General features: G+C 56.4%; 22 protein-coding genes. 10 read left to right on the plus strand and 12 right to left on the minus strand.

The genetic code is table 11. From position 1 onward, the window contains the following. The first annotated feature begins 391 nt into the window (after positions 1-391). The 4 genes from COMA2_RS11570 to COMA2_RS11585 all read left to right on the plus strand — a co-directional run bounded on the left by COMA2_RS11570 (position 392) and on the right by COMA2_RS11585 (position 3,034). Complete coding sequence (locus COMA2_RS11570) at positions 392-847, plus strand: HEAT repeat domain-containing protein (protein ID WP_090898098.1); 456 nt, start codon at positions 392-394, stop codon at positions 845-847. Between the two features lie 117 nt (positions 848-964). Continuing rightward, the gene (locus COMA2_RS11575; protein WP_090898101.1) at positions 965-1,588 is read left to right on the plus strand and encodes an Lcl C-terminal domain-containing protein; all 624 of its coding nucleotides are present in this window, start codon (positions 965-967) and stop codon (positions 1,586-1,588) included. 129 nt (positions 1,589-1,717) lie between these two features. Then, entirely contained in the window at positions 1,718-2,317 is a 600-nt protein-coding gene (locus COMA2_RS11580) for an Lcl C-terminal domain-containing protein (RefSeq protein WP_175304552.1), read from the plus strand. Between the two features lie 498 nt (positions 2,318-2,815). Further along, positions 2,816-3,034, plus strand: a complete 219-nt coding sequence (locus COMA2_RS11585) for a type II toxin-antitoxin system HicB family antitoxin (RefSeq protein WP_090898233.1) — start codon at positions 2,816-2,818, stop codon at positions 3,032-3,034. Positions 3,035-3,055: 21 nt separating this feature from the next. Here the strand turns inward: COMA2_RS11585 and COMA2_RS11590 are convergent, their stop codons facing one another. The 3 genes from COMA2_RS11590 to COMA2_RS11600 are packed head-to-tail and all read right to left on the minus strand — an operon-like array spanning position 3,056 to position 5,668. Next, positions 3,056-3,253 carry a hypothetical protein gene (locus tag COMA2_RS11590; RefSeq protein WP_090898107.1) on the minus strand — a complete coding sequence of 66 codons (198 nt, stop codon included), beginning with the start codon at positions 3,251-3,253 and terminating at the stop codon, positions 3,056-3,058. Between the two features lie 24 nt (positions 3,254-3,277). Further along, the gene (locus COMA2_RS11595; RefSeq protein ID WP_090898110.1) at positions 3,278-4,486 is read right to left on the minus strand and encodes a metal-dependent hydrolase family protein; all 1,209 of its coding nucleotides are present in this window, start codon (positions 4,484-4,486) and stop codon (positions 3,278-3,280) included. Between the two features lie 3 nt (positions 4,487-4,489). Continuing rightward, the gene (locus tag COMA2_RS11600; protein ID WP_090898113.1) at positions 4,490-5,668 is read right to left on the minus strand and encodes a pyridoxal-phosphate-dependent aminotransferase family protein; all 1,179 of its coding nucleotides are present in this window, start codon (positions 5,666-5,668) and stop codon (positions 4,490-4,492) included. A 376-nt stretch (positions 5,669-6,044) separates the two neighbouring features. Here COMA2_RS11600 and COMA2_RS11605 point away from each other — a divergent pair, with 376 nt between their 5' ends. Beyond that, positions 6,045-7,541 carry a CPBP family intramembrane glutamic endopeptidase gene (locus COMA2_RS11605; protein WP_090898116.1) on the plus strand — a complete coding sequence of 499 codons (1,497 nt, stop codon included), beginning with the start codon at positions 6,045-6,047 and terminating at the stop codon, positions 7,539-7,541. A 10-nt stretch (positions 7,542-7,551) separates the two neighbouring features. On the opposite strand, the gene COMA2_RS11610 is transcribed toward COMA2_RS11605, so the two are convergent. Next, complete coding sequence (locus tag COMA2_RS11610; RefSeq protein WP_090898119.1) at positions 7,552-8,340, minus strand: Rossmann-fold NAD(P)-binding domain-containing protein; 789 nt, start codon at positions 8,338-8,340, stop codon at positions 7,552-7,554. A gap of 152 nt (positions 8,341-8,492) precedes the next feature. On the opposite strand from COMA2_RS11610, the gene COMA2_RS11615 reads away from it, so the two are divergent. Then, positions 8,493-9,470: a lactonase family protein gene (locus COMA2_RS11615; RefSeq protein ID WP_175304553.1), complete on the plus strand. Its 978-nt coding sequence runs from the start codon at positions 8,493-8,495 to the stop codon at positions 9,468-9,470. Between the two features lie 233 nt (positions 9,471-9,703). Beyond that, positions 9,704-10,963, plus strand: coding sequence for a lactonase family protein (locus COMA2_RS11620; RefSeq protein WP_139077299.1), 1,260 nt, complete (start codon positions 9,704-9,706; stop codon positions 10,961-10,963). A 361-nt stretch (positions 10,964-11,324) separates the two neighbouring features. Here COMA2_RS11620 and COMA2_RS11625 read toward each other — a convergent pair whose 3' ends face one another. Further along, positions 11,325-12,158 (minus strand): alpha/beta fold hydrolase, encoded by an 834-nt coding sequence (locus COMA2_RS11625; RefSeq protein ID WP_217490718.1) that lies wholly within the window; start codon positions 12,156-12,158, stop codon positions 11,325-11,327. A gap of 174 nt (positions 12,159-12,332) precedes the next feature. Here COMA2_RS11625 and COMA2_RS19805 point away from each other — a divergent pair, with 174 nt between their 5' ends. Next, positions 12,333-12,509, plus strand: a complete 177-nt coding sequence (locus COMA2_RS19805; protein ID WP_139077301.1) for a type II toxin-antitoxin system HicB family antitoxin — start codon at positions 12,333-12,335, stop codon at positions 12,507-12,509. Between the two features lie 194 nt (positions 12,510-12,703). Here COMA2_RS19805 and COMA2_RS11630 read toward each other — a convergent pair whose 3' ends face one another. The 4 genes from COMA2_RS11630 to COMA2_RS11645 all read right to left on the minus strand — a co-directional run bounded on the left by COMA2_RS11630 (position 12,704) and on the right by COMA2_RS11645 (position 16,429). Then, positions 12,704-14,236 carry a hypothetical protein gene (locus COMA2_RS11630; RefSeq protein WP_090898132.1) on the minus strand — a complete coding sequence of 511 codons (1,533 nt, stop codon included), beginning with the start codon at positions 14,234-14,236 and terminating at the stop codon, positions 12,704-12,706. A 179-nt stretch (positions 14,237-14,415) separates the two neighbouring features. Beyond that, entirely contained in the window at positions 14,416-15,402 is a 987-nt protein-coding gene (locus COMA2_RS11635; RefSeq protein ID WP_090898135.1) for an aldose 1-epimerase, read from the minus strand. Further along, a complete protein-coding gene (locus tag COMA2_RS11640) occupies positions 15,399-15,779 on the minus strand; it encodes a putative quinol monooxygenase (RefSeq protein ID WP_090898138.1) in 381 nt (126 codons plus the stop codon). Before COMA2_RS11640 ends, COMA2_RS11635 begins: the two co-directional genes overlap by 4 nt. Positions 15,780-15,970: 191 nt before the next feature. Continuing rightward, positions 15,971-16,429 (minus strand): rhodanese-like domain-containing protein, encoded by a 459-nt coding sequence (locus COMA2_RS11645; protein WP_217490719.1) that lies wholly within the window; start codon positions 16,427-16,429, stop codon positions 15,971-15,973. Between the two features lie 460 nt (positions 16,430-16,889). Here COMA2_RS11645 and COMA2_RS11650 point away from each other — a divergent pair, with 460 nt between their 5' ends. Beyond that, entirely contained in the window at positions 16,890-17,564 is a 675-nt protein-coding gene (locus COMA2_RS11650) for an inorganic pyrophosphatase (protein WP_090898239.1), read from the plus strand. 125 nt (positions 17,565-17,689) lie between these two features. On the opposite strand, the gene COMA2_RS11655 is transcribed toward COMA2_RS11650, so the two are convergent. From COMA2_RS11655 to pyk, 3 genes are all read right to left on the minus strand, one after another. Then, the gene (locus COMA2_RS11655; RefSeq protein WP_090898141.1) at positions 17,690-18,067 is read right to left on the minus strand and encodes a PilZ domain-containing protein; all 378 of its coding nucleotides are present in this window, start codon (positions 18,065-18,067) and stop codon (positions 17,690-17,692) included. Between the two features lie 719 nt (positions 18,068-18,786). Beyond that, a complete protein-coding gene (locus COMA2_RS11660; RefSeq protein WP_090898143.1) occupies positions 18,787-19,497 on the minus strand; it encodes a hypothetical protein in 711 nt (236 codons plus the stop codon). 1,324 nt (positions 19,498-20,821) lie between these two features. After that, positions 20,822-22,264, minus strand: a complete 1,443-nt coding sequence (gene pyk / locus COMA2_RS11665; RefSeq protein ID WP_090898146.1) for a pyruvate kinase — start codon at positions 22,262-22,264, stop codon at positions 20,822-20,824. 233 nt (positions 22,265-22,497) lie between these two features. Here pyk and COMA2_RS11670 point away from each other — a divergent pair, with 233 nt between their 5' ends. Continuing rightward, positions 22,498-23,571: a P-loop NTPase gene (locus COMA2_RS11670; RefSeq protein WP_090898149.1), complete on the plus strand. Its 1,074-nt coding sequence runs from the start codon at positions 22,498-22,500 to the stop codon at positions 23,569-23,571. Positions 23,572-23,654: the final 83 nt, after the last annotated feature.

Here is a 23,654-nt window from a genome sequence, read left to right on the forward strand (position 1 = left end):
GTTGGTGTTATGGCAAGACCCCGATGCACACGTTCCTGGACAGTGTGCCCTTGGCGAAGGAAAAAATCCTAGCGGCGTAAACCCGGTGAGGACTCGCTGTCTGTCCGATGAAGTCTTGACTTATACACCAAGAACCTTTCCACATCGTAGTTTTTCCTCCTCTCCGCCGTAAGCCTTTCTCTGATTTGTGAAGTATTACCTCCTCAGTTCTTATTTCTGAAGCCGCAGCATCGGCATTCATATCTCATGCCGGATTCCTCAACAATTTCTTAGGCTCTATTTGAACCTCGCGCTATGTGTCCCCCTATGTGTCCGAATTCTCATGTTATGAAAGCACACATATCAGAAGAACGACGAAAGAACATTTGAAAATAAAGCAATGATTGATCACATGCAATCAATCCACACTCCCGGCGCTATGATCACAACGGTACTTTCGACTGTCGTCCTGCTGCTCTTCGCTTGCGGGCCTGGTGGTCCGAACGATCACGTCCAGCCGTCTACGATAACTCATGGTGCCAGTCCTCAAAAGGAAGGTATCGGTCTTGGACAGTCTTCTTCCGTCACCTCAAGTCCTGCGTCTCTTGCCACTATTGCCGTTCAATTTGAGCAAAGTCCTGCTCCGGCAGAAAACCTTGCCGTACCGGAGTGGATGGCTCGGGCGCTTGCCTCGCCGGACATCTGGGTTCGGCTCAATGCTCTAGAGACCTGGGTATGCCGGAATGAAAGAAGCGTGGTTAATCCACTGATACCGGCCTTGGATGATCCGAATGAGTTGGTGCGTAATCGGGCGATGCAATTAATCGAGGAAGACTGGATAGCTGAGCAGGTCATCTTATCGAAATAGATCCACTATCCGAAGGTGGAAATGAAAGAAGAGCAAAAATTGAAGCGATGAAAGAGGACGAAGCGTTGAAAGGTGAGGCTCCGTTGAATCAGGGCGATTGATCAAAGGGAGGAGCACATGGGTCACAGGAAAAAGAAATGGATGGGCGTGGCCGGAGCACTTGTCGTCAGTGGAGTCCTGTTCGTAGCTGGACTTGGCTCACCAAGTGTGCAGGCCGCCGGAAATCCATTTAACGAGATTCTCGATAAGCTCAATCAAATTTTGGCGGCCATCAATGGGATTCAGCAAAGCAATTCCACTCTACGGTGGGATCAGGCCCTTCCGTCGGCGCAACGGTTTGTCATTCTTCGAGCATTCAACAATGAAGCGGTCCTGGACAAGAACACCGGGCTGGTGTGGGAGCAGTCGCCGGACACGAATTCGACAGTTTGGTCCAGTTCCCGCGTGGTTTGCGCCAGCAAGGCTGTCGGCGGTCAGAAAGGCTGGCGGCTCCCCTCTATCGCCGAACTGTCAAGTTTAGTCGATCCCTCTGTGTGGCCGGCTCCAACCCTCCCGCCTGGCCATCCGTTTACTAATGTCCTGCCGGTTCCCCGTTGGTCGGCGTCGACGGACGCTAGTAATCTTACGAACGCGTGGGGCGTGTTCTTCAATGTTGGTGGTGGCCAGGTGACCGTCATCAGTAAGACCTCCAGCAGCTTTATCTGGTGCGTCCGTGGCGGCATGAATGCGGATCAGTATTGAAATGCGATAGGACGAGTAAGACGAAAAGAAAATGAAGACACACAACATTCATTCTGAGCGCTCTTTGATGTCGCACAGAATACAAATAAATGATCCACCCTCAACATAGAGGGAAGCCGTATGAGTACCATGCGATCTACATGGCCAGGTGCCTTGGCCGGCCTCGTCCTCATTGGAGGCGGACTCTTGCTGAACTATGGAAGTGAAGTTCCCTCAACGGGCGCACAGGCAGCCTCGGCAAATCAACTCACGGTGATGGTCAACAAACTGAACCAGATCATAGCGCCTGTCGGAGATTATTCAACAGAGCAATTCCACTCCACGGTGGACACCAACAATTCGTCGGCTTCGCGCTTTGTCATTGCCTTTCCAGGCGCTGTGCTGGACAAGCAGACAGGGTTGGTTTGGGAAGAGACGCCCGATGCTACCCCCAGAACCTGGACGGAGGCGACTCGCTACTGTATCGATAAAACGGTCGGGGGCACGATCGGCTGGCGATTGCCCTCGGCGGCAGAGCTCAAGGGCGTTCAGGATGCGTTGATGGCGCCGCAGTTTGTCCAGGCGAGCGTCTTTCCTCATGTCCGGTCAACCATCTATTGGTCGGCCTCACAGGCTCCAATCGGTGGGTCATTAGTACATTTGGTCGATGATCGAGTAAGTGGCGGCGATACGTCCAACACTTTTCCTACCTGGTGCGTCCGTGGCGGCGTGAATACAGAGCAGTATTGAGAAGTCGATGACTGTGAGCTGATGCGAAAGAGAAGAATAGTTCGATGACCAAGAGAAGATGAACTCACGCTTGTCCTGTGGCCCTCTGGTAGAAAGAAAAACGAGACACCTGCAGATGGTCCAGAGCTTGTGGTGCGTTACGTGAATCCGATTGGATTCACCTGTATCGGTTCCGATTCACCCTATTCTATTGGTCGGTTGAGACCCGGCTGGAGTTTGAAGATGTGAATTCGCGAAAGTCATGATTTCCACGGTGGTTGTGCTGTTCAGAAGATCGAAAACTCGGCGAATCAATGACAGCACAGGATTTGCTAAATCTGTATAGCAGGCCCCTGGTCGGGAGAGGCGGGGCCGCCCGATCCAGCAGCCTTCCCTTGTGAGGCCCGACCAGGGCCGGCGAGTCCGGCGGTGATATACGACCATCACCGCCGGGTTTCGCTGCTAGAGTATCGTTCTCTTCTAACTATTCCGGAGGGAGTGCTGTAACGGATGTATTGTATGAAGACGTTTACCGCCTACTTAGAATGGGACCCGCGAATAAACTTGTGCGTGGGCTTTGTGCCTGGAATCCCAGGGGCGCATACGCAGGCAAGAAGCTTGGACGAATTGCAGAAGAAATTGAAAGAAGTCCTGGGGTTATGTCTTGAAGAATATCGGGATGCCTGCGAAGATCTGCCGCGGTTCATAGGACTCCAGCAAATCGAGGTGGCCGGGTGAGCCGGCTACCCATTGTCGTGCTTAGGCAACGCGGATTCGTTTTATCCGTTTCACTTCTCGCTCTAATTGATCCAGCCGCGACTCCGTAGCAGTCTGCTTGGTGGGGTCCGTCTTCAGCACTCGGCTCACCAAAGCATGATACGGTATCGCCGAGGCCCGCAGGCGCGCCGTGCCGGCTTCATCTATCATGAGATCCTTGAGCTTTGGTTCGCGCATCATACAGCCTCCGAAACCCTCCTCCACCTACGTTCGTGCGAGCACTCCCGCCACGAATTTCCCCGCCTTCATCACGCCCATAATCTTGTCCCGCTCTCGCAGCACGTCGATCCGTCTGAGCGGGTTTCCTTTTAAAATCACAAGATCGGCTTCCATTCCTTTGGCCAGCGTTCCGACTGAATCCTGAATGCCGATGAGTTGGGCCGCCGTGGCGGTCGAGGCAATGATGGCCTCCATCGGCGTCATACCGAGCGCGACCATCCGTTCAAGTTCCTGCGCATTCTCCCCATGGTAATTGAAGGGGGTTCCGGCATCGGTTCCCATGGCGATGGCAATGCCGCTCCGGTGCGCATGCGTGAAACTGGCTCGGTGGCGCTTGGTCATCGCTTTAGCCTTGTCGAGTGCGCTTTCCGGGATGCCGCAACTTGGTCGGCAGGCCGCCGTGGTCGCCAAGGCTGAAAGGGTCGGGACCATATAGACTCCATATCGCTTCATGAGCGTTCCCGACTCGTCGTCCAACAAGGTGGCATGTTCGATCGATCGCACCCCGGCGGTGATCGCGTTTTTCATCCCGCCAGCGCCATGGGCATGGGCGGCGACTCGTTTCCCGGCTTGTTGCGCCGCATCGACCGCTGCCGCCAACTCCTCCATCGTCATTTGCGCGTCATCCGGCGAGGTGCCGGGCGTCAGCACTCCTCCCGAGGCGATCACCTTGATGACCCCCGCGCCGGCGGCGACCTGTTCGGCCACCGCTTGCCTGACCTGCTCCGTCCCTTCCACTTCCTGGCCGATGAACCGCGCATGGCCACCGATCATGCAGATGGCGCGTCCTGCACCGACGATGCGTGGCCCGGGCATCACGCCGGATTCAATGGCTTGTTTCAGCGTGAAGATCGAATGGTCCCGCGATCCCACGTCGCGCACCGTGGTAAATCCGGCGTCAATCGTCGCCTTCGCGTGCGTGGCCGACTTCAGCAACGTATAGGCAGGCTGCTCTGATTCGAGCGCGCCGACGACGTCCGGCTCTCCGCCCAAACACAGATGGACATGGCAGTCGATGAGTCCTGGGATAATCGAGAGCCCGCGGCCGTCGATGCGGACAGCCCCTTTGGGAATTCCGACTTCCTTGCTTGGGCCGACTGCCACGATCTTCGTGCCGCGCACGAGCAGTGTCGCGTTATCGTGAAGGTCTCCCGTCCCATCAATGAGGCGCACGTGATGAATGGCAATCGTCACAACCTATCGCCCTCCGCTATAGATATGCGCCGCCGCTTGCAGCGCGGCGCCGGGAGTCGAAACCCACCCGCGACGAATCCCGATCTCCTCCATGGCGTTCAACAGCGTCAGCACATTGGCCTCCGTCGAGGATTCTCCCATCAGTCCGATCCTCCAGACCTTTCCCTTGAGCGGGCCAAGGCCTCCGCCGATTTCGATGCCGAACCTTTCCAGCAATTGGGAGCGGACGGCTGCCTCATCGATGTGTGCTGGAATGGTGACGCAGATCAGCGTCGGAAGCCGCCGATCAGGAGGAGGCAACGGGTCGAGACCGAGCGCCATCAGTCCCGCGAGCAACGCGCGGCTATTCAGGTGATGGCGGGCAAATCTGGCTGGAAGCCCTTCTTCCTCAACCAGGCGCAACGCCTCCCGCAGGGCATACAGCATCGAAATCGGCGCCGTATGATGGTAGGCACGGTTGTGCTCCGTCCAGTACTCCGCAATGAGGGATAAATCCAAATACCAGCTTTGACAAGGAGAGCGGCGGAGCTTGATGACGGAAAGCGCGCGCTGGCTTAACGTCAAGGGAGCCAAGCCGGGCGGGCAACTGAGACACTTTTGCGTGGCGCTGTAACACACATCGATGCCCCATCGATCGACCTCCACCGGGATTCCAGCAAGCGACGTGACCGCATCAACGATCAGGAGCGCGTTGTACGCGCGACACAGGGCGCTGATCGGTTCGAGAGGTTGCCACGCCCCTGTCGACGTTTCGGCCTGGACCAGCACAACGGCCTTCACCGGGCTCGACTGCCGGAACGCTGCGGCAATCATATCGGGCTCGATCACCTGCCCCCATGGAACTTCCACTCGAACGGCCTTGCCTCCGCAGCGCTCAACGACTGTGGCAAGTCGAGTACCGAACACCCCGTTGATACCCACGATGACGGAGTCGCCTGGTTCAATAACATTGACGACCGCCGCTTCCATGCCGGCTGATCCAGTTCCCGAGACGGCGATCGTAAACTGATTCGTCGTCGAGAATACGTGGCGCAAGAGGCTCTGAATGTCGGTCATCACTCGCAAGAATGTCGGATCCAGATGCCCGACCAACGGAGCGGCCAAGGCTTGGAGTACCCGAGGGTGCACGATGCTGGGGCCCGGCCCTAGGAGCAGTCGTCGTGGGGCGTGAAAGCTCTCCATCACCAATAGGCTCCTTCCATCCCGCGGGGCTAGTATAGCCAAGTCAGGCAGGGGAGGCTATGCGATAAATCCTAGGCTTAGTCTAAGTAGGCTGTCGAACGTCCGCGGGGTGTTGACAAGGCCGCTCAGCAAGACGCACGGCGCGACGAATAAGGAACCGCCAAGTCCGTGCCGGCGAGACGGTGAGCCGGCAGTATCCCAAGCGAGGCGTAATCATTTTTCACCGACCCGCTCGGAGCTGCTCGGGCAGCTCTTGTCCGGTGGTACATTGAGCCCCTGAGCGCCGCGAGAACGCTACTGCGGATTTTTTCAACACCTGTATAGCTACTTTGAGGGGATTTGGCCGGGTGAAGGCCCATGGTATAGTCAGCAACCCATGAGCGACCAAGCACTCGTCATCGGACAATCATCGGATTTCCCGCAGCGCGACCACCCGATAGTTCCTGACCAATCGATTCCCCCGTACGGTTCTCGATGGTCGCTGGTTGTGAGCGGAGTTTGCGCCGGTATTCTGCTGGCGGCACTCGGCGCTGTGCTGTGGTTTTCGGTAACCCTTCCAAAACTTCAGCGATTTGAGGACCCGGATCGTGCTCTTGAGCTGATGGTGGGCCGTACCCTGGAAGCACAAGACAGCCTTCGGCGCGCGCCGGAATGGCAACAGTGGCTGGCTGACTGGACGATGGGCAGCGATGGTGAAGCCCGGAGGCAAGCGATTCAGTGGTATCGGGAACTGGTTGAGACGACCGATGATCCTCTGTCGAAGCTTCGGCTGGCCGTTCTACTCGGGGAATCCGGACAGGAAACGGCGGCGCTCGCCGAGACCAAGGCGTGGCAAGGCCGTGGTGCCTCGGCATTACTATTCGGACCACTGATCGAGGCTGCGTACGGTTCCCGGCCGCTTGATAGGACACAAGAGGCAGAGTTACAGGCCTCGCTGGCGGAAGCGTTGCCGAGCGGATGGTTCTATGATCGCCTTGCCGCGAGATTGGCTCGACGTGCGGGCCATCAGGACCTCTTGACGACGGTGGATGAGCAGGCGGTACTCCGAGAGGATCGGGTCCAGCGATGGATCCGCCCATTGATCATGTTCGAGTTGATGTGCCTGGTGATGGGGTCGGCCATGCTGGTGGCGGTGACCAGAATCCGGGGAAAGCGGGTGGACATTCTGCGTCTCCATGTACCCGGGATTCCACCTCCTTGGTCCGGAGGAACTGCCGCTGCCGTCATCCTCCGCGGCGGCGCCTTAGGAGTCGTCACGACTGCCATGATTCTGTCTTCGTCGTCATTTCAGCATGCGCCGTTGCGTGCCTTGGCCATTCCCTTGGCTAACCTACCGCTGCTGGTCCTCGCCTACGTTCGACTGCTGAAGCCGGCCGGCCTGACGTTCTCGAACGGATTCGGTCTCAGGATCAAGCGAGATAACCTTGGACGCCTGGCCTGCACGGTGCTTGCGGTTGTCGCAGCCGGACTTTGGGGCGAATGGGTGATGGGGAGGGCTGCCGAATTCTTGAATCTCAATAACCACTGGACGGAATGGTTTGATCCGGATCTCGTGTGGGGAGCTCCATCCGTCATGGCCGTGAGCGTGCTCGAGTATGTCATCTTCGCGCCGATCTTCGAGGAACTTGCGTTTCGGGGATTGCTGTTCGCGATGCTCCGCCGCCGGTTGGAATTCCTTCCTGCGGCCCTGATCAGCACCAGTCTCTTTGCCCTCGCCCACGGCTATAGCCTGATCGGCTTCGTCAGTGTCTTTTGGAGCGGGTTCCTCTGGGCGTGGATCTATGAACGGACGGGGAGCCTGATTCCAGGCATAGTCGCCCACGCGATGAACAATTTGCTCGTGTGCCTCACGGTGATGGCGTTGCTTCGTTGAACGAATTCCGCTATAGCAGTTCAAGCGCCTCGAAGAGATCTCCATGGCGTAAATCCGTGCCACCCAACCTGAGCAACTCGCGCATCCGCTTGTTCGACACTCGCTTCCCTGTGGCGGTGGCCTTCTGAGAATCGGAGGATCGAATATTCCATCGTTGCTCAACCACCTGACAGATATCTATCCAGGTCCTCGGATTTCCGTCGCTGATGTTGTAAACCCTGCTGGACTCGGCATGGGTAAGGGCTGCGAGACAGGATGAAGCCAGGTCCTCCACGTGAATCAGGTTGACATATTTGCGCGAGCGGTTCACTCGACCTGTTCTAATCCATTCGACGGGATTGCGGCCAGGGCCATAGATCCCCGCAACTCGCAACACAATGGCGCCATATATAGTTCGTAATAGTTCCTCACCCTGCACGCGAGGTTTTGTCGGGTCTATTGGGGCTGTTTCATCAACCCACGGTGGCGGATACTCAGCGGAGGCTCCGCTGTCGTAGGCGGAAGTACTGCCGAGTACCACCAGCCGACGGGTATGGAGAGATATGGTGTCAGCGAACCGCCGAACCAACTCGATCGGTACTGGGGGAAAGCACCATGCGATATCGGTTGTTGTCGGAATCGCCTGCCAGGTCTCAGGTTGTTCCAAATCGAATCGTATCCGTTGGTCAGGCCTCAGATGACCGAGATGCCGATCGGGGTCACGACTGGTGGCGAAGACATGCGGGTAGTCGCGCTGAGCAAGCGGCAGGAGAAACTTGGCCGTGTAGCCTGATCCGAGGATGGTGAGTGAGTGATGCAAGTTCAGTTGTATCTCGAGCCGACGTGTACGCAGTCTGCCAGCGAGAACCGATCAGAGTCCAATAAAAAAGGTCATTTTAGTTGGTGGGGCAATGGTCTCGTGCTATAGGAGAAATAGGTATCGTACGTAGTATGCCAAGAAAAGGACATCCTATGAAGACACGATCGTTGTCATGGCTCGCGCTTCCGGTATTGCTGCTTCTTGGTGGGTGTCCGGAGGGTGGGGGCGGAGATGGAGGATTTGGAAACGGCGGTGGAATAAGTTCGCGAATAGCGTATGTCGCGAATAGCGGGTCCAACAATGTGTCGGGGTACATGATCGCAACAACCGGAGCTCTGACGACTATTATCGGTTCTCCATTTTCTGGCGTAACGACTCCCTCTGCGATTACTGTGTCTGCCAACAGCGCATTCGTGTATGTCACCAATCAGGGTGGAGCAAACACGGTATCGGCATTCAGGATCAACAGCACGACGGGTGAGTTAACGCTTGTGGCAGGTTCACCCTTTGCGGCTGGGACCACCCCCAATGCGGTGACAGTCTCCCCCAACGGAAACTTCTTATACGTCGCAAATGGCGGTGGGAACGTGTCAGCCTACACCATCACGGCAGGCACGGGCGCACTCACGCCGGTGGCAGGTTCACCCTTTGCGGCTGGGACCACCCCCAATGCATTGACAGTTTCCCCCAACGGAAACTTCTTATACATCGCAAATGGCGGTGGGAACGTGTCAGCCTACACCATCACGGCAGGCACGGGCGCACTCACGCCGGTGGCAGGTTCACCCTTTGCGGCTGGGACCACCCCCAATGCATTGACAGTCTCCCCCAACGGAAACTTCTTATATGTGACGAATGGCAGCAGCGACAACGTGTCGACGTTCACAATTGATGGGACTACAGGAGCATTGACATCACCAGCCACAATTGCTGCCGGCATATCGCCAAGCGGAGTTTCCATTGAACCGAATGGTCTGTTTTTATACGTCGCCAACGGTGGCAGTAATAATGTATTGGCTTATACCATCACAGCAGGAACTGGCGCTCTGACTCCAGTCAGTGGCGCGTTGGGAAACCCCTTTTCCGCAGGAACGACACCGTCTGGTATCGCCATGCCTGGTCGGCCGTAAGTCTTCCCCCATCGGATAGAAACAGGGAGCCTGCGGTTCATGAATCGAACCGCAGGCTCCCTATGCGCGAAGACGCTGATCTTGGAAACGTCAGTCATGCCACCGACATCCATCCAGCACTTCACCTCTTTTGCTCCCACTCACCGCGACTCTGTGTTGATCACACGTTCCAACGTGCCACACCCCAATTTACATCGTTGTCACGGCTTCGCACGGGTGTTATATACCAAGCTATGGTCCGCCGAGACACTCACAACATTTTGATCCTGAAGCAGGCACTACTGGGAGGGCTCTTTTCATTGATAGTGCTCTCGTCAGGTTGTGGCGACGACGGTGGTGGGGGTGGGGGATTTGGAGGAACCGGAGGAGGGACGTTAGGAGGGCTTGGCACCACATCGATCCTCTATGTCGCGAATACCGGCTCCGATAATGTGTCGGGGTACGGCATCAATACAACAGGCGGAACCCTCACGGCGATTCCCGGTTCTCCGTTCTTGAACGTCTCGGGGCCTTCCGCCATGGCCGTGTCCTCCAATGGATTTTTTGCCTATGTGACGAACAGTCGAGCAAATAATGTGACGGCATTTAGAATTTCTACGGAAGGTGCGCTCCTATCGGTCCCGACGACGCCGTCCAATCCCAACCCGGTCTCGGTCGATGCCGCTCCCGGCGCATTGGCCATTGCCCCAAACACGAAACATGTGTATGTAGCGAGTAGCGGCATTGATACGGTGACCGCGTTCAATCTAGAGGCCTCCGGCGCCTTGACATTGATACCGCAGACGTCCGGCGCCGCGAATCCTGTGGCCGTCAACGGATCGGATCCCGTAGCCATTGCGATCACGCCAAGCGGAACATTCCTCTATGTGGCCAACAGCGGGTCCAACAACGTCACGGCGTTTTCAATCGGAGCCACCGGGCTTGTCGGTCTGATCACTCCCTCCGGGGCAAATACCAATCCTCTCTCCACCGGCGGGACGGTGCCCAAAAGCATGGCCATTTCGCCGAACGGATCGTTTCTTTACGTGGCTAACAGCGGCTCTCATAATGTGACGGTCTTTCAAATCGGAGCAAACGGCCTCTTGACCTTGGTGCCGCCTGCGGGAGCCGGCACGAATCCTGTCTCCACAGGCAGTACGACTCCCAACTCCCTCATGATCTCCTCCAATGGACGATTCCTTTATTCCGCCAATGGTGGCGGCACGATATCGGCATTCACCATCGGGAGTGACGGACTGTTAACGCTCGTGCCCGGCTCGGCGGGCAACCTCAATCCCGTCTCAGCAGGGATGAACGCAAATCCCGTAGCCCTGACGATGTCACCCGATGGGCGGTTCCTGTACGTCGCGAACGTGACGCCTCAAGGGGGTCGTGTGGCTGCGTATATCATCAACGTCGAAACAGGAACACTTGCCCCCTTGACCGCTCTGGTGGGTAATCCATTTTTAGCGGGAACCACGCCCTCTGCTATCGCGACGCCTGGTCGCCCATAGTTCGTTGTCGAAACCTCTCCACTCACTGCCCAATTTTTCAGCCGGCCACACATCTTTGGGAACGCTCGGCTGCCATCGAGGCGTCGTTTCCGATAGGCGATCTCGCGGTACATGCTGCATCTGGTTCGTCGAGCAGGTTTACTGAACAGGTAGCCCTGGTACGTGCACAGCCTTGCAGGCGAAGATATGCCGCTTGTCTCGAGTCTCCACGCATCGGCCACGATAGGCCGTGCGTGCGCCCCCATGCCGATGATATGAGTAGCATGCAGTCGGATGGAAACTTGCCGCGTTGAGACAGATCAGAAATGAGAGGGCCGATGGCGAGTTGATAAGGATAGGGGGCAACTATTGGGTCAACGAATCAGGTCCTCCCGTGATACTGCAACCACATCAGCAGGTCACGCGTGACCTGCTCCGGCTTGTCTTCATGCACAAAATGTCCGGCGTCGGCGACCGTCACCACCGTCAGCTGGTCGACCACATCGTGCAGCCTATCAAGATTCTGACTGACGAGTGCCTGATCCTGGACTCCCCAGATCACCAGAGTAGGGACGTGAATGGTAGGATATCCCAACCTGCGCTGACGCAATGCCCCGCCGCCGCGGAGAGCCGCGCGATAGTAATTCACCATGGCTGTGAGGGCTCCCGGTTCGCAGGCTTGTCGTTGATACAGTTGAATAAGATCGTCCGGCATCTGCTTCGCCATACGCCGAAAGATCTCACCGATCATGCAACCATGACCGGCGGACAATGCCTCTTCAGGAAGCCAGGGCAGTTGGAAAACTCCCATGTACCAGGAACGGTGCAACTGCCGCCAGTGCCGCACTTCCCGCTCAAAACAGGCGGGGTGGGGCGCGTTCACAATGATCAAGGCTTCTACACGCGTGGCGTGCCGCATCGCATAGTACCAGGCGATGATTCCACCCCAATCATGCCCGACCAGAATGGCCCGTTGAACCCGGGCGGCATCGAGAAGTCCGGTGACATCGTCCATCAAGGATTCGATTCGGTAGCTGTCAATGCCCGCTGGTCGCGTCGTGCCACCATATCCTCGGAGATCGGGCGCCCAGACCCGATACCCAGCCTGTGCCAGCGGATCAATTTGATGTCGCCACGAGATGGCGGATTCCGGAAACCCATGCAGGCAAAGTATCAGCTTCTCGCCGGACCCGGCCGTTGCCACTCGAACGGACAAGTGATTGGCCTCTACCCACTGGAATGAGAAGGTCGATAACTGGTGGGACGTGCGCCTGGAATCGTTCATGAACGTAGGAGGATGTCACGCCGGTCGGTGGATCTGCTACAGACACTTTGGTAAAAACTCAGAAATTGCTGTTCATATTCTCAGGGTCTCGCTAGGATACGTCACATGGATCAACCCACATTCATTTTCTCGCAAGATCAGGGCAAGTGGCGCGGCTATCTGCAAGGCTATCCTGACTACTCCGCACAAGGGGAGTCGTTCGAAGACCTGCAGTTCAAACTTCGTCAGCTCTACCGCGATCTCATCGTCGGCAAACCTTCCAACGTACGGAAAATTGCCTGACGATAGCCCACGCTGAGACACCAAGGCCAGAGCCGATGGCGCAAGCTGTCGCCTAACTCGCTCGCTCGGTTTACAGGGCGAGTCATGGTGATGCGCTGGCTGACGCCGAGAGCGAACTGCCCTAACCGCAGGGTCGCTCCCAGTACAAGGGTGGAAGTGGCCCCTTTTGCAAACTTTCCTCTTGATCAAAAGCGCTAATGGGTTTTCTTTCGCACAATCGCCGCATGCGGATCACTCAAATTTTTCGACCCATCGCCATTCAGCACCGTGGTTCCCATCACAGCAGTCAGACCGCCCGTCCGTCGGTTAGGTGACAGGTCGATGATTCCGAGTCCTGGACAGCTTCCGTCCGCCGCATGGCTGACCGTCAAGGGGAAGGGACCTCGCAAGGCAACGTAGATCCGATTACCCGTCGGGACTCCGCCGAGCGTCAGATCCGCCAAGTCCGGAGTCGGATCGTTTGTTCGAGTGGTACCGACAGTGCCACCGCATACGCCGCTCGCCGTCAGGCTGTAGGAGCCTTCATGGCGTTTGTCCAGATCGTTCCATGGAGGAGAAAGTTTGAACACTTCCACATTGTTTCGGATGCGATCTATTTGGTGCAGGTAGCCGGCTGCGCCCGACTGATTATTCCTGACGATCACCATGCCGTGAGCATCACGGTTGCCACCGGCCGGCAAATCGACCCCCGCGACCTTCCCATTGTCCGGATCTTGCCACCCCGCCACGGGAGCGGGTGTATTCGGCGGATTGAAGGCGGGGGCCTTAGGATAGTCCAAACCAAATCGGTAAATGGAAAACTCGGACATATTTGGACCGTGCGTGCCCGTATTCAGATGCATGAAGCCGTCGGCCTCTGCGCCGCCGCAGCCTGCGGCTCGCACCACCGAAAGATCGTACTCACCGACGATCGCCATTGGCATTGTCCCAACATCGACCACGAACATCCCGCCGCCGCCAAGTGTTGTGAAGACATGTCGATTGTCGCCGGCAGGGATCGGACAAATCGGTGCGTTTAACGCACGAATGCCGACCGCCTGTTTGGCCGCTCCTGTGGGAGTCGTCGCCAATTGTCCGTCCTGAACCGTGCCGGAGACAGAGCAGAGAATGCCGTCCGCTGCATCGACATCCACAGCTATCGGCTGCACAAGAATCCGCCCCGGTCCTCCGACTAAATCCAAACTCGCCGCAGCATTGAAGACGAAACTCTGCGGATCTCCTTGGGCGTTGCGCACGACATCGACTCGTTCCAGTATCCGGCCGTTCTGGTTGGCCACAATAATGCCCCGGCCATTCGGAATCCAAAAGCTCATATGGTTCTGGCGTCCCGTTGTCGTGCCGGTGGTACGGAACAAACAGACCGGCTTCTTCGTCCGCCCATCCACAATTCCCAAATGCCCACTGGAGACAAAGTTCAGTGCCATGTAGTCGTGATCCAGGCTAGGCAGTATGCCGTGCATTCGGCTCACATGGGCGCCGGTTGTCACGTCCGCGTTCGGGAAGAGATCAGCGGTCACATCAAGCACGGTTGGATTGTTGACCGGCGGAGTTTGATCCAAATCGGCGCCCTCATAGATGCGAATCTTTCCGCCGTGGGTGCCATTTGGCGTCGCGGATGTAATCCCTTGAGTATTGGCTTGATCACTGAGCCACACCTCGTACTCTTCTGCAGTGGCCATCCCCGGCAGGAAAAGGATCGCCAGGACTAATAGGTGAAGGATATTCATACCGCGCTCCTTTCGTTGTAATGGGACCTATCGCATTGGCAATCGACCATGGTATTTTTTCGTAGGCCACAGTACTCCGAAAGAAGACGAGACTCAAGCCGAAAAAAACATCAACCGAATGCGAGGAAGTCGTAGAATCAACCGATTGGTAGGACACTGGCGGCAAGGAGCCTGGAACGTCAGAGCTGCGAAGGCCGAAACACGCTCTCAGGTTTGTTCAGGAAGCGATGCCGCACGGTATACCGTCCAGAGAATGTCTCGCCGGGAACGAGCCGCTTCAGCCCCCAGCCCGGATGATTGAACGCATCACTCGCGCAGGTCATCGGTTCGACGGCAAGCGCGGCTCGTGGCGCGTCTGCAATGGCATCTCCGGTATACACGACCACTGAGGAAAACGCGTGATCCATCGTAATATCGATTATGCGATTGCGCACCGTATCGCGCAGGGATGCCGTAGCCGTTCCTTGCGCGTCGCGTTCGAGCTGTACATAACAATGGTTGAAGCGCTGACAACCGATCTTGCGGAATCGCCGGTAGTCCCACGGCGTGCCGGTCACGCTCAGAACCTTGCCCGTCGGAATAAGCCGCTCGTTGAATTCCAAATAGGCGGCTCCCGGAATCCGCACCTCAGCCTCGTCGATGGTGGTCGTTCCAACAGTGAAGTAGGGATGAAAACCGATTCCGACCGGTGCGGCCTGTTGCCCGACGTTTTGCACGGCGAATGTGCAGGTGAGGCCGGAGGCACCGAGGTCATACCCCACCTCGACAGCGAGTGAAAAGGGATAGCCTCGTCCGGCATACGCCTCGGCGTCGAGATGAATCTCAAATGTCACCCTGTTTGCGTTAGCGTCCCGCACGTGCCACGGCAGGCTGCGGACGAATCCATGAATAGCATTCGGCCCTTCCTTGTCGTTGCATTCCAGTTCAAATCGCCGCCCATCGAACGAATAGCGCCCATCGCCGATGCGGCCGGGAAACGGGATGAGTACGTCGCCCTGTCCGCCTTGCTTCCCGCCGCCACCCGAATAGCCCCACACGATATCCGTTTCCCGCCCTCCGTCGTTGAACAGCAAGTAGCGTCGTAACGAGGCTCCCCATGGAGAAACAACCACACGCTGGTTTTCAAACGCTAAGGAGAGTTCAGTATCCGGTGTGACAGGCGTCATGGTCGCGCAGTATAGCACTGCATCAATGAATGGCGAAGCCAAGCTTGACGTGCCGGAATCCCATCACACCACGTCATTTCATGACAGTATATCGACAGATCTCCGGGCTCGGCGGCCAACAATCCCGCCAACCGTTGCAGCGCAATGGAAATGTGCGAGGTGACGAAATGTGCCCGTTCCGCTGCCGCACTCGCCCATTGTTGGACGAAGACAAAGTCGGTTGGATCGGAGCCATTCTGCAGAAGCTCGTAACTTAGGCATCCCGATTCGCGGCGTGTCGGTTCAACCAGCGCGGATAAGATGTCCCGAACCTGTGCGACATACTCTGTCTTAGCCCTGACACGGGCAATCACTCTGAGAGAAGGATCCGGAGCCATGTCGCTCTCCATTCAATATATCGAGATCGTCAAAGATCAATATCCATACAGAGTGAGTCTACTGCAAGGCGGGAGTTTCATCACCTGCTGGCATTCGCAAGGGGCAAAGGGATAGACGGCCCCTTCGAAGCGCAACGTGACGTACATTTGCCTGACCAAGAGGGAGCACGTGCTCCCGAGATGGAAACAGCTTACTTTGTAAAAGGATGACCGGCCGTCTGCCACTCTTCAAGACTCATGACGACCGCCGTCGGTCGCGTGAATCCGAGATCCTGGAGAGATTGCGCGGCGAGCGAGGCTCGATTCCCGCTTTGGCATTGCAGAATGAGAGGGCGATCCATCTCAGTCTTGGCGGGAAAATCCACATGACTCCAGATTTTGAATTCGAGCACGCCGCGAGGAATATTAATCGCTCCGGGCACATGCCCGGCCGCGTACTCATGCGGCTCTCGTACGTCCACAATCAAGGCAGCACCAGGATTCTCAACAAGCTTCCGATACTCGTCCATGCCGATCGTCTTCACCTGCTTCTGCGCCGCTTCCACCTTCTGCTTCACTAACGGAGGGAAACCCTGGGAGAAGACCGACAAAGGGAACGAGAACACTGCACTCAGAATGACGGCCAGTGGGAGTACGATCAAGGCGCGCATATTTCTCCTTCCAGACGGTTTGATGCACGAGGAATTTGAGAAGAGAGTGTAGCGGGGTCTTTGCCTCGACTCAAGAGTTGGTTAAAGCCCTGGGATGAACGGCAGCGCCGGTGGTCAATCCATGACCAATCCAGGGACCAGCCTTTCTCTCATGGCTCATAATGAGGTGCAGCCGCTCCGAGGTTCAGAGCACAGATCTCGTGATGGATGTGAAATGCACTTGAGTACGCGCGCCGAGCGCCCATGTCCGGTGAAAAGTAGTGATCTTACGTTCGTATCGTTTGATCGGAAGGGGAGACGAAAGAATAGGGAGCCATTGCTCCCAACGAGATCTTGGGAGATACTAGGGCACGATTCAGAACAGTTGCCATTCGCCGAGGTTGTTCGGAAAAGAACCGGAGGTGCCATGAGAGAGCGAAAGGGAAAGACAAGGGGAGAGGATACGGACAAGGCGACTGCGATGCGAGCGGGAAGCGATCCCTTTCAACGCCTGCTTGGGCTGATGTTTAAGGCGCATCCGTGGCATGGTGTATCGATCGGGGAGGAAGCTCCGGATGTGGTCACGGCCTACATCGAAATCGTCCCCACCGATACGGTCAAATATGAAGTGGACAAGAACAGCGGCTTTCTCAAGGTGGATCGGCCTCAGCGCTTTTCCAACTGCTGTCCCGTTTACTATGGACTCATTCCGCAGACCTACTCAGGAGACCAAGTCGCCGGCATCTTCGCCAAACGAGCTCGCCGCAAGGGCATGGTGGGAGACGGTGATCCGCTTGATATCTGTGTGTTGTCGGAGAAGAGCATTCCACACAGCGACATCCTCCTTACGGCGCTGCCGATCGGCGGGTTGAGCCTGGCCGACGGCGGCGAGGCCGACGACAAGATCATCGCCGTGATGCGAGACGATGCCGTCTACGGAGGCTTCACGGACATTTCAGAATGTCCGGGGGCCCTCATGGATCGACTTCAGCATTATTTTTTGACCTATAAGAGTGCGCCCGGGACCACGCATCATAAAGTTGAAATCACCAGCGTGTATGGACGGGAGGAAGCGCGGAAAGTCATCCGTGCCAGCCATGCCGACTATCGCGCGAAGTATCCGGAGTTGGGTTCCTTATGGCCGAAGAATCTCTAGCCCGGAATAGCCTTCAACCCCGTTCCATTCATGAAACGTTCCGTTTCTAAGTACTGAGGGAGGTTGGGTTAGAAAGACGTAGAGACGGCCTGCCTAGGGTAATGACACCCAACAGAAACCAGCGATTACAAGCCGGAGACGGTATGTTCCGGTAACTCCCGACTCCTGCGGGAGTTCAGGAATTGGATAAGGGCGCCTCGCAATGTGCGATTGAGACGCAGCCTCGCGTGCAACGGCAGCTGGATAAATTCCACTCCACACTCATGGCCCAACACCCAGATCACTCGACCCAACTCAATAGGTAGCGACGATGCCTGATCCGGCAAGAGCAGATTCACACGCACTCTGCTGCCAAGGGCCAATTCTCCATCGCACAGGATCGAACACCCGTCCATCGAGAGATTCAGAAGCCTACCCTCACAGACATGGGATTCGCCGCCGATGATCAGCGGGGCATGGAAGGAAAACCGTTTGTAGGCCCGCGTATGAGGAAACTGAGCCATGACATCTCCGTGATGGAAGTTGATTGTACACAGCCATCATGAGATGCGGTATCCTACATTGGAAGGGCAGAGGGCTCGTAACGTGGACTTCATCCAGAAGATGAGTGTCGGATCTCTTTGCGTTCGGCGCTACAAGCTGGACCATCGCCAGTTTTCTAGCTGTCTGACCAGTTTTTCCCGCAGCGCATTACGTTCCATATAGCGCGCGAAGATCAAGAACTCCTCATCAGTGGGAACAGACCATACTTGAAGCGGCCTTGATACACTGAACCGGCCCCAACCATATCATTGTGGATATGCCACCATTACGATAGGGCACGATGATCCTCCGAAGGACTTCGAAGAGTTCTCCATCTGACCGTGGCCAGTTGAGCTGCCAGTGAGTGGGCATCAGGAAATAGGCGACAATGCAGATACGATATGGATTTCGGCTGGAATTTTTGGAGCTTCAGACCGACGGATACTAGGATACTATGTGGCGACCGTAGGAGAACGGGCCAACTGAGAGACCGCGAATGGTACTCGCAGCCACAACGGCAGCAGCAAGAAGATCTCCGGCAGCTCCGAATGTTTTAGTTCGGTGATACCCCGCAGCTTGCTGCGGGGAGTTTCATTCTACGCCCCTGGATCCCAAATCGACGTGGACGATCACACTCGGAATTCGGCACTCCATTTCATCAATCTGATCATTCGAAATAGCCCCCTGGAATTCTCCCTACTTATCCCAATACGCTCAATTTCTGTGTCTGTTCAAGCAACCACTGCGGGCTACCTATGACAACCCCGATTACCGACCCCTGATACGCCGATACCGCTCGTCCAATTTGATCCACCTGGGTGCCGCTCATCCCCGGCCGGCCGATTTGATCCACCTGTGCATCACCGGTCCCCGGCCTCCCGATCTGATCTACTTGTGCGTCGCCAATTTCCGGTCGCCCAATTTGATCCATGGGTGTTCCAAAGGTTTCAGGTCGGCCGATCTGATCCACCAGCGCTTTTCCCTCTACCACTCCCGCAATCTGAGCCCCCTGTACTCCACTCGTCACCACTCGCCCAATTTGATCCGTCTGGGTACCGTTCGTCCCCGGTCGGCCGACCTGATCCACCGGGGCATCACCCTTCCCCGGTCGCCCGATCTGATCCATTCGTGTTCCAAATGTTTCAGGTCGGCCGATCTGATCCACCAGCGCTTTTCCCTCTACCACTCCCGCAATCTGAGCCCCCTGTACTCCACTTGTCACCACTCGCCCAATTTGATCCACCTGGGTGCCGCTCGTCCTCGGTCGGCCGATCTGATCCACCGGGGCACCACCGGTCCTCGGCTTCCCGATCTGATCTACTCGTGCGCCGCCCATTCCCGGTCTGCCGATCTGATCCCGATAGGTACCGGACCCGCTGATCGCTGAAAAACGTGATGCCGAAATTTCCATGATCTCTCTCCCTTATGTAAGGTGATACAACAGCACTCGTCCCATGAACATCTGTCACCCATCCGTTTCATCAGTCGATGAGACCTGCCGGCTGATTCACATCCGCACATCTTCAAGCTCTATGCCATATCGAAAGTCGCTGAATGTGCCATTCGGCGTGGAGTTAGCGCAGGAGTCCTGAATCGGTGGGAGAGAACTGGGAAGAAGATGCAGGGTGATCAGGAAAAACTTTCCCTATCGGCAGAATAAAATGAGTACCAGTGATGCGGAAAGATGGTGAGCCAGATCTCCAGTAGAAATACAACGTGAGCCATCCATCCTGCATTAAAACGTAACGCGGGGCTATGAGGTCCCGACCGCAATATCTGAAACCTGGGACGGCCAACTCGGTATTCACTGCGCAAAAGTAGTCCAACCGCTGTTAGCTTGAAAGGGCCCAACCTAACTTAACTCGGTAGCATCACATGGGCCATTCGGTGGCTTTAGTCGAAGAGAAGAATCAGCTCCACATCGACGCAAGGAGTCGAATGTGAGAGATATCTGTCTAAAAATAATACACCTGCGTACGATTTCATACAGTCGAGTCACTCGCCCTGCGCATGAATGTCCCAGATACATGGGCAAATAGAAATATTACGTATTGGGCATCTGAATTGCTTGATAAGGTTAAAACAACTCAGCACCTATGGTGCGGATCGGGATGGGGAAATTGTGGATAACTTAAAGCCGAACGAACGAATGTTTCTGCTGCATCAGCTGCCGACTTCTGAGCCTCATCAATATGAGGTTGCGCATGACCCCCTGCCACAACTTCAAACTTTTGTAGCGTCATCCAGGAAAGGCTTAGAGGAAAATACGTCGCCAACCTGGTGGTTCCATCACTTTGAGCCAGTCTGGAAGCCATTTATTTACTGGCTTCGCAGTCAGAGAACTGTGAGTCTGCTTGAGTTCGAACAAGCCGCTTCCCAAGTTCCAGGTCTTACCCCTATCGAGAAAACAATTGCCATATCCGTGTTCCGTCAACAACAAGAACGAGGAGTGGCACCTTCCTGCAACACGACCGCGGTTCGTCGTGACCGTAGCCTGTCTTCGGTTTAACTGACTATCCTGCCTTCGTCTGAGCTGGTTTTGAGCCACGCGTGGTCTCTGCGCGTCGTTAGAACGCCGGGGAATCTCCTGTTCGATTGAAAGCAATACCGCAGCACCGCACCCCCTATGGTCATGGGTTGAATGCTCAGGCATGAAGTCATGGAGGATCTTACGCGTACAAGGAGGCAAGCGAGTCGCTGAATATGAGATGGTGGGATTCCGATTTTTGAACGACCTAGCTCACTTCATGAAGCTTGAGTAAGTTTGTGCCGCCGACTTGTCCCACTCGAGACCCCGACAGGATCACGATTTTTTCTCCGGGCTTGACCAGCCCCTCCGATTTCGAACGCCGCTCCGCCTCCTCCACGCGCGCATCGGTCTGCTCGATCTGTGGCACAGTGTACGGACGCACGCCCCAATAGATGGCCATCTGTCGCCTGACCGGCTCAAACGGCGTGAGCGCGATAATGGGGGCGGATGGGCGTTGTTTCGATATCAATCGCGCGGTGGTCCCACGTTCACTGAATGCCACGATGGCGCTCGCGGCGACCGATTTGGCTGCGGAGGCAGCGGCAGTACAAGCAGCTTCCGGGAAAGACAGATTTTCCAAATCGGTTTGGCGTGTGCGTGTCACACCCGGTTCGGCGCCTTCTTCTGCCGCGCGAATAATCCGATCCATGACTTGAAGCGCTTCGGTCGGATGAGCTCCGACGGCTGTTTCAGCCGAGAGCATCAGCGCATCACTGCCATCGAAAACGGCGTTGGCCACGTCCGACGCTTCCGCTCTCGTCGGGCGCAAGGATTGGGTCATCGACTCCAGCATTTGAGTGGCGGTGATGACCAAACGACGCCGACGATTGGCTTCGACGATGATTCGTTTCTGCAGAAGCGGCACGGCTTCCGGCCCCATCTCCACACCCAGATCGCCTCGGGCGATCATCACGCCGTCCGCCTGTTCCAAGATCTCCTCCAGCGCGGCAATGGCCTCGGCCCGTTCGATCTTGGCGATGATCGGTGTGTGGACTCCATGCTCGGCCAGTAACGCCCGTGCCGCCTCAATGTCCTGTGGGCCGCGCACAAAGGACAGTGCCAGATAATCCACGCCATGCGTGACGCCGAAGCGAATATCTTCCCGATCCTTATCAGTCAGGGTAGGGGCACTGACGGCAGTTCCAGGAAGATTGATGCCTTTGTGTGAGGTGATCATGCCGCCGATGATGACTGAACATTCAATCAGATCGTCTGCCATGCGAACGGCTTGTAGCTCGATGAGTCCATCGTTGATGAGCACCCGTGACCCAACATGGAGGTCGCGGGTGAGAGAAGAATAGGTGACTGGGATCTCAGGAAGAGAGGAGGGGATTGTGGCGACCCCATGGTCATTGGACCGGCTGGACGCCCGCAACCTCACCACCTGGCCGGTGTGGACTTCAATCCCTTCCTTCGGAACGAGGCCCACTCGAATCCTGGGACCTTGCAGATCCTGAATAATCGCTACCGCTGAGCCGCGCCGTGCGGCCGCGTCTCGAATGGCGGTGATGGCTGTCGCATGAGAGGCATGTGTGCCGTGAGAGAAATTCAGCCGAGCGACATCCATGCCGTTCTCAATCAATCGGTTCAAGACGGTCGGCGAATGACTTGCCGGCCCGATGGTGCAAACGATCTTGGCCTTTCGCATGGTCGTGTGGAAACCTCCTGAGCGTCGTGTCACCGAGGGATAAGGAAGAAGGATAGCACAGATCCGTTCGTTCGAGAGCATGGTGACGTCGTTGCCTTGAATTCCTGCTGTTCGAAATCCGCTATTTTGCTTTTCATTTTTCCGTCAACCGATACAATGACGTCATCACTCACGTCTGTCTCCCTACAGACCCTCGGCGCGCACCTCTCATTGATAACGAAACGGCAGGTACCATGGCAACGCTCATTTCAGTGGCATCCGGCAAAGGCGGCGTAGGCAAGAGCGTGGTGTCCGCCAACCTTGCGTTGGCGCTGGCGAAGCGGGGACGACAAGTCATCCTGGCCGATCTCGATGTTGGGGGGGCCGATGCCCATATCATGTTCGGAGAATTGAATCCGGCGGTGACCTTGACGGATTTTCTGAATAAACGAGTCAACCGGCTGAACGAAGCCGCCATTCCCATCACCATGCATCCGAACCTCCGTCTCATTGCCGGGACGGGCGAAACGTTGGCGACGGCCAACATGGCCTATGCCCGCAAGAAACGGCTGATGAAACAGTTCCGTGAGCTGGAGTCCGACGTAGTGGTGATCGATATCGGGGCGGGCACCAACTTTCACGCGCTCGACTTCTTCCTGATGGCCGACATCCATCTGGCTGTGGCCACTCCCGAACCGACGTCCGTGCTTGATCTCTACCGATTCATTAAGTTGGCCGCGATCCGCCGTGTATTGGCCTGCTTTCTTGCGAGAAGCCCTATGTCGGAGGTCCTTTCCAACCGAGACTTCACGAGTGTGGAGGAGGTCATGGACGTCGCGGGTGCCACAGATACGGAAGGACGCGATGTGGCGGTTGCCGCATTGCGATCGTTTCGGCCCGGACTGATCATCAATCGGATATCCGATAGTTCCCGAGTCAATGTCCTCTATCTCCGTAAGATACTCCATCAATACGTCGGCGGCGACCTGACTCTGATCGGCGAAATCCCAGACGATCCGGCTGTGAGCCAGGCCGTTCGAAAGTTCCTGCCGGTCATCGAAGCTGCCCCCGAGTCGTTGGCCGCCAAAGGTCTGTCGGCCGTCTCCGCTGCCGTCGAGCAATTCATCGACACATTAACCGACAAAAGCAAAGGGGAGACGAGACAATCAGACGAGAAGCAGACAAGAGTCCTGCTATCCAACCCGGTATTTTCCCACGATTCTCAAACCGCTCTTCCTCTAAAATCGGAAGTTCCGCCTCCTTCGATCGAACCGAGACAACCTGCCGGCGCAAGTACCATCCAAAATACCAACGGACTGGTTGCCTAAGTCGGACTCCGCCGCTAGTTCATGGCACTGCTCACCCACACTCGCGGATATCCGATGGCCGGCTAACGGCAGTCGTCGCTGTG

Source organism: Candidatus Nitrospira nitrificans (genome assembly GCF_001458775.1).
GTDB lineage: Bacteria > Nitrospirota > Nitrospiria > Nitrospirales > Nitrospiraceae > Nitrospira_D > Nitrospira_D nitrificans.

Excerpts from the sequence above, each read along its gene's own strand:
- COMA2_RS11570 (WP_090898098.1), top strand. The coding sequence starts at position 392 with ATGCAATCAATCCACACTCCCGGCGCTATGATCACAACGGTACTTTCG.
- COMA2_RS11575 (WP_090898101.1), top strand. The coding sequence starts at position 965 with ATGGGTCACAGGAAAAAGAAATGGATGGGCGTGGCCGGAGCACTTGTC.
- COMA2_RS11580 (WP_175304552.1), top strand. The coding sequence starts at position 1,718 with ATGCGATCTACATGGCCAGGTGCCTTGGCCGGCCTCGTCCTCATTGGA.
- COMA2_RS11585 (WP_090898233.1), top strand. The coding sequence starts at position 2,816 with ATGAAGACGTTTACCGCCTACTTAGAATGGGACCCGCGAATAAACTTG.
- COMA2_RS11590 (WP_090898107.1), bottom strand. The coding sequence starts at position 3,253 with ATGATGCGCGAACCAAAGCTCAAGGATCTCATGATAGATGAAGCCGGC.
- COMA2_RS11600 (WP_090898113.1), bottom strand. The coding sequence starts at position 5,668 with ATGGAGAGCTTTCACGCCCCACGACGACTGCTCCTAGGGCCGGGCCCC.
- COMA2_RS11605 (WP_090898116.1), top strand. The coding sequence starts at position 6,045 with ATGAGCGACCAAGCACTCGTCATCGGACAATCATCGGATTTCCCGCAG.
- COMA2_RS11615 (WP_175304553.1), top strand. The coding sequence starts at position 8,493 with ATGAAGACACGATCGTTGTCATGGCTCGCGCTTCCGGTATTGCTGCTT.
- COMA2_RS11620 (WP_139077299.1), top strand. The coding sequence starts at position 9,704 with ATGGTCCGCCGAGACACTCACAACATTTTGATCCTGAAGCAGGCACTA.
- COMA2_RS19805 (WP_139077301.1), top strand. The coding sequence starts at position 12,333 with ATGGATCAACCCACATTCATTTTCTCGCAAGATCAGGGCAAGTGGCGC.
- COMA2_RS11630 (WP_090898132.1), bottom strand. The coding sequence starts at position 14,236 with ATGAATATCCTTCACCTATTAGTCCTGGCGATCCTTTTCCTGCCGGGG.
- COMA2_RS11635 (WP_090898135.1), bottom strand. The coding sequence starts at position 15,402 with ATGACGCCTGTCACACCGGATACTGAACTCTCCTTAGCGTTTGAAAAC.
- COMA2_RS11640 (WP_090898138.1), bottom strand. The coding sequence starts at position 15,779 with ATGGCTCCGGATCCTTCTCTCAGAGTGATTGCCCGTGTCAGGGCTAAG.
- COMA2_RS11645 (WP_217490719.1), bottom strand. The coding sequence starts at position 16,429 with ATGCGCGCCTTGATCGTACTCCCACTGGCCGTCATTCTGAGTGCAGTG.
- COMA2_RS11650 (WP_090898239.1), top strand. The coding sequence starts at position 16,890 with ATGCGAGCGGGAAGCGATCCCTTTCAACGCCTGCTTGGGCTGATGTTT.
- COMA2_RS11655 (WP_090898141.1), bottom strand. The coding sequence starts at position 18,067 with ATGGCTCAGTTTCCTCATACGCGGGCCTACAAACGGTTTTCCTTCCAT.
- COMA2_RS11660 (WP_090898143.1), bottom strand. The coding sequence starts at position 19,497 with ATGGAAATTTCGGCATCACGTTTTTCAGCGATCAGCGGGTCCGGTACC.
- pyk (WP_090898146.1), bottom strand. The coding sequence starts at position 22,264 with ATGCGAAAGGCCAAGATCGTTTGCACCATCGGGCCGGCAAGTCATTCG.
- COMA2_RS11670 (WP_090898149.1), top strand. The coding sequence starts at position 22,498 with ATGGCAACGCTCATTTCAGTGGCATCCGGCAAAGGCGGCGTAGGCAAG.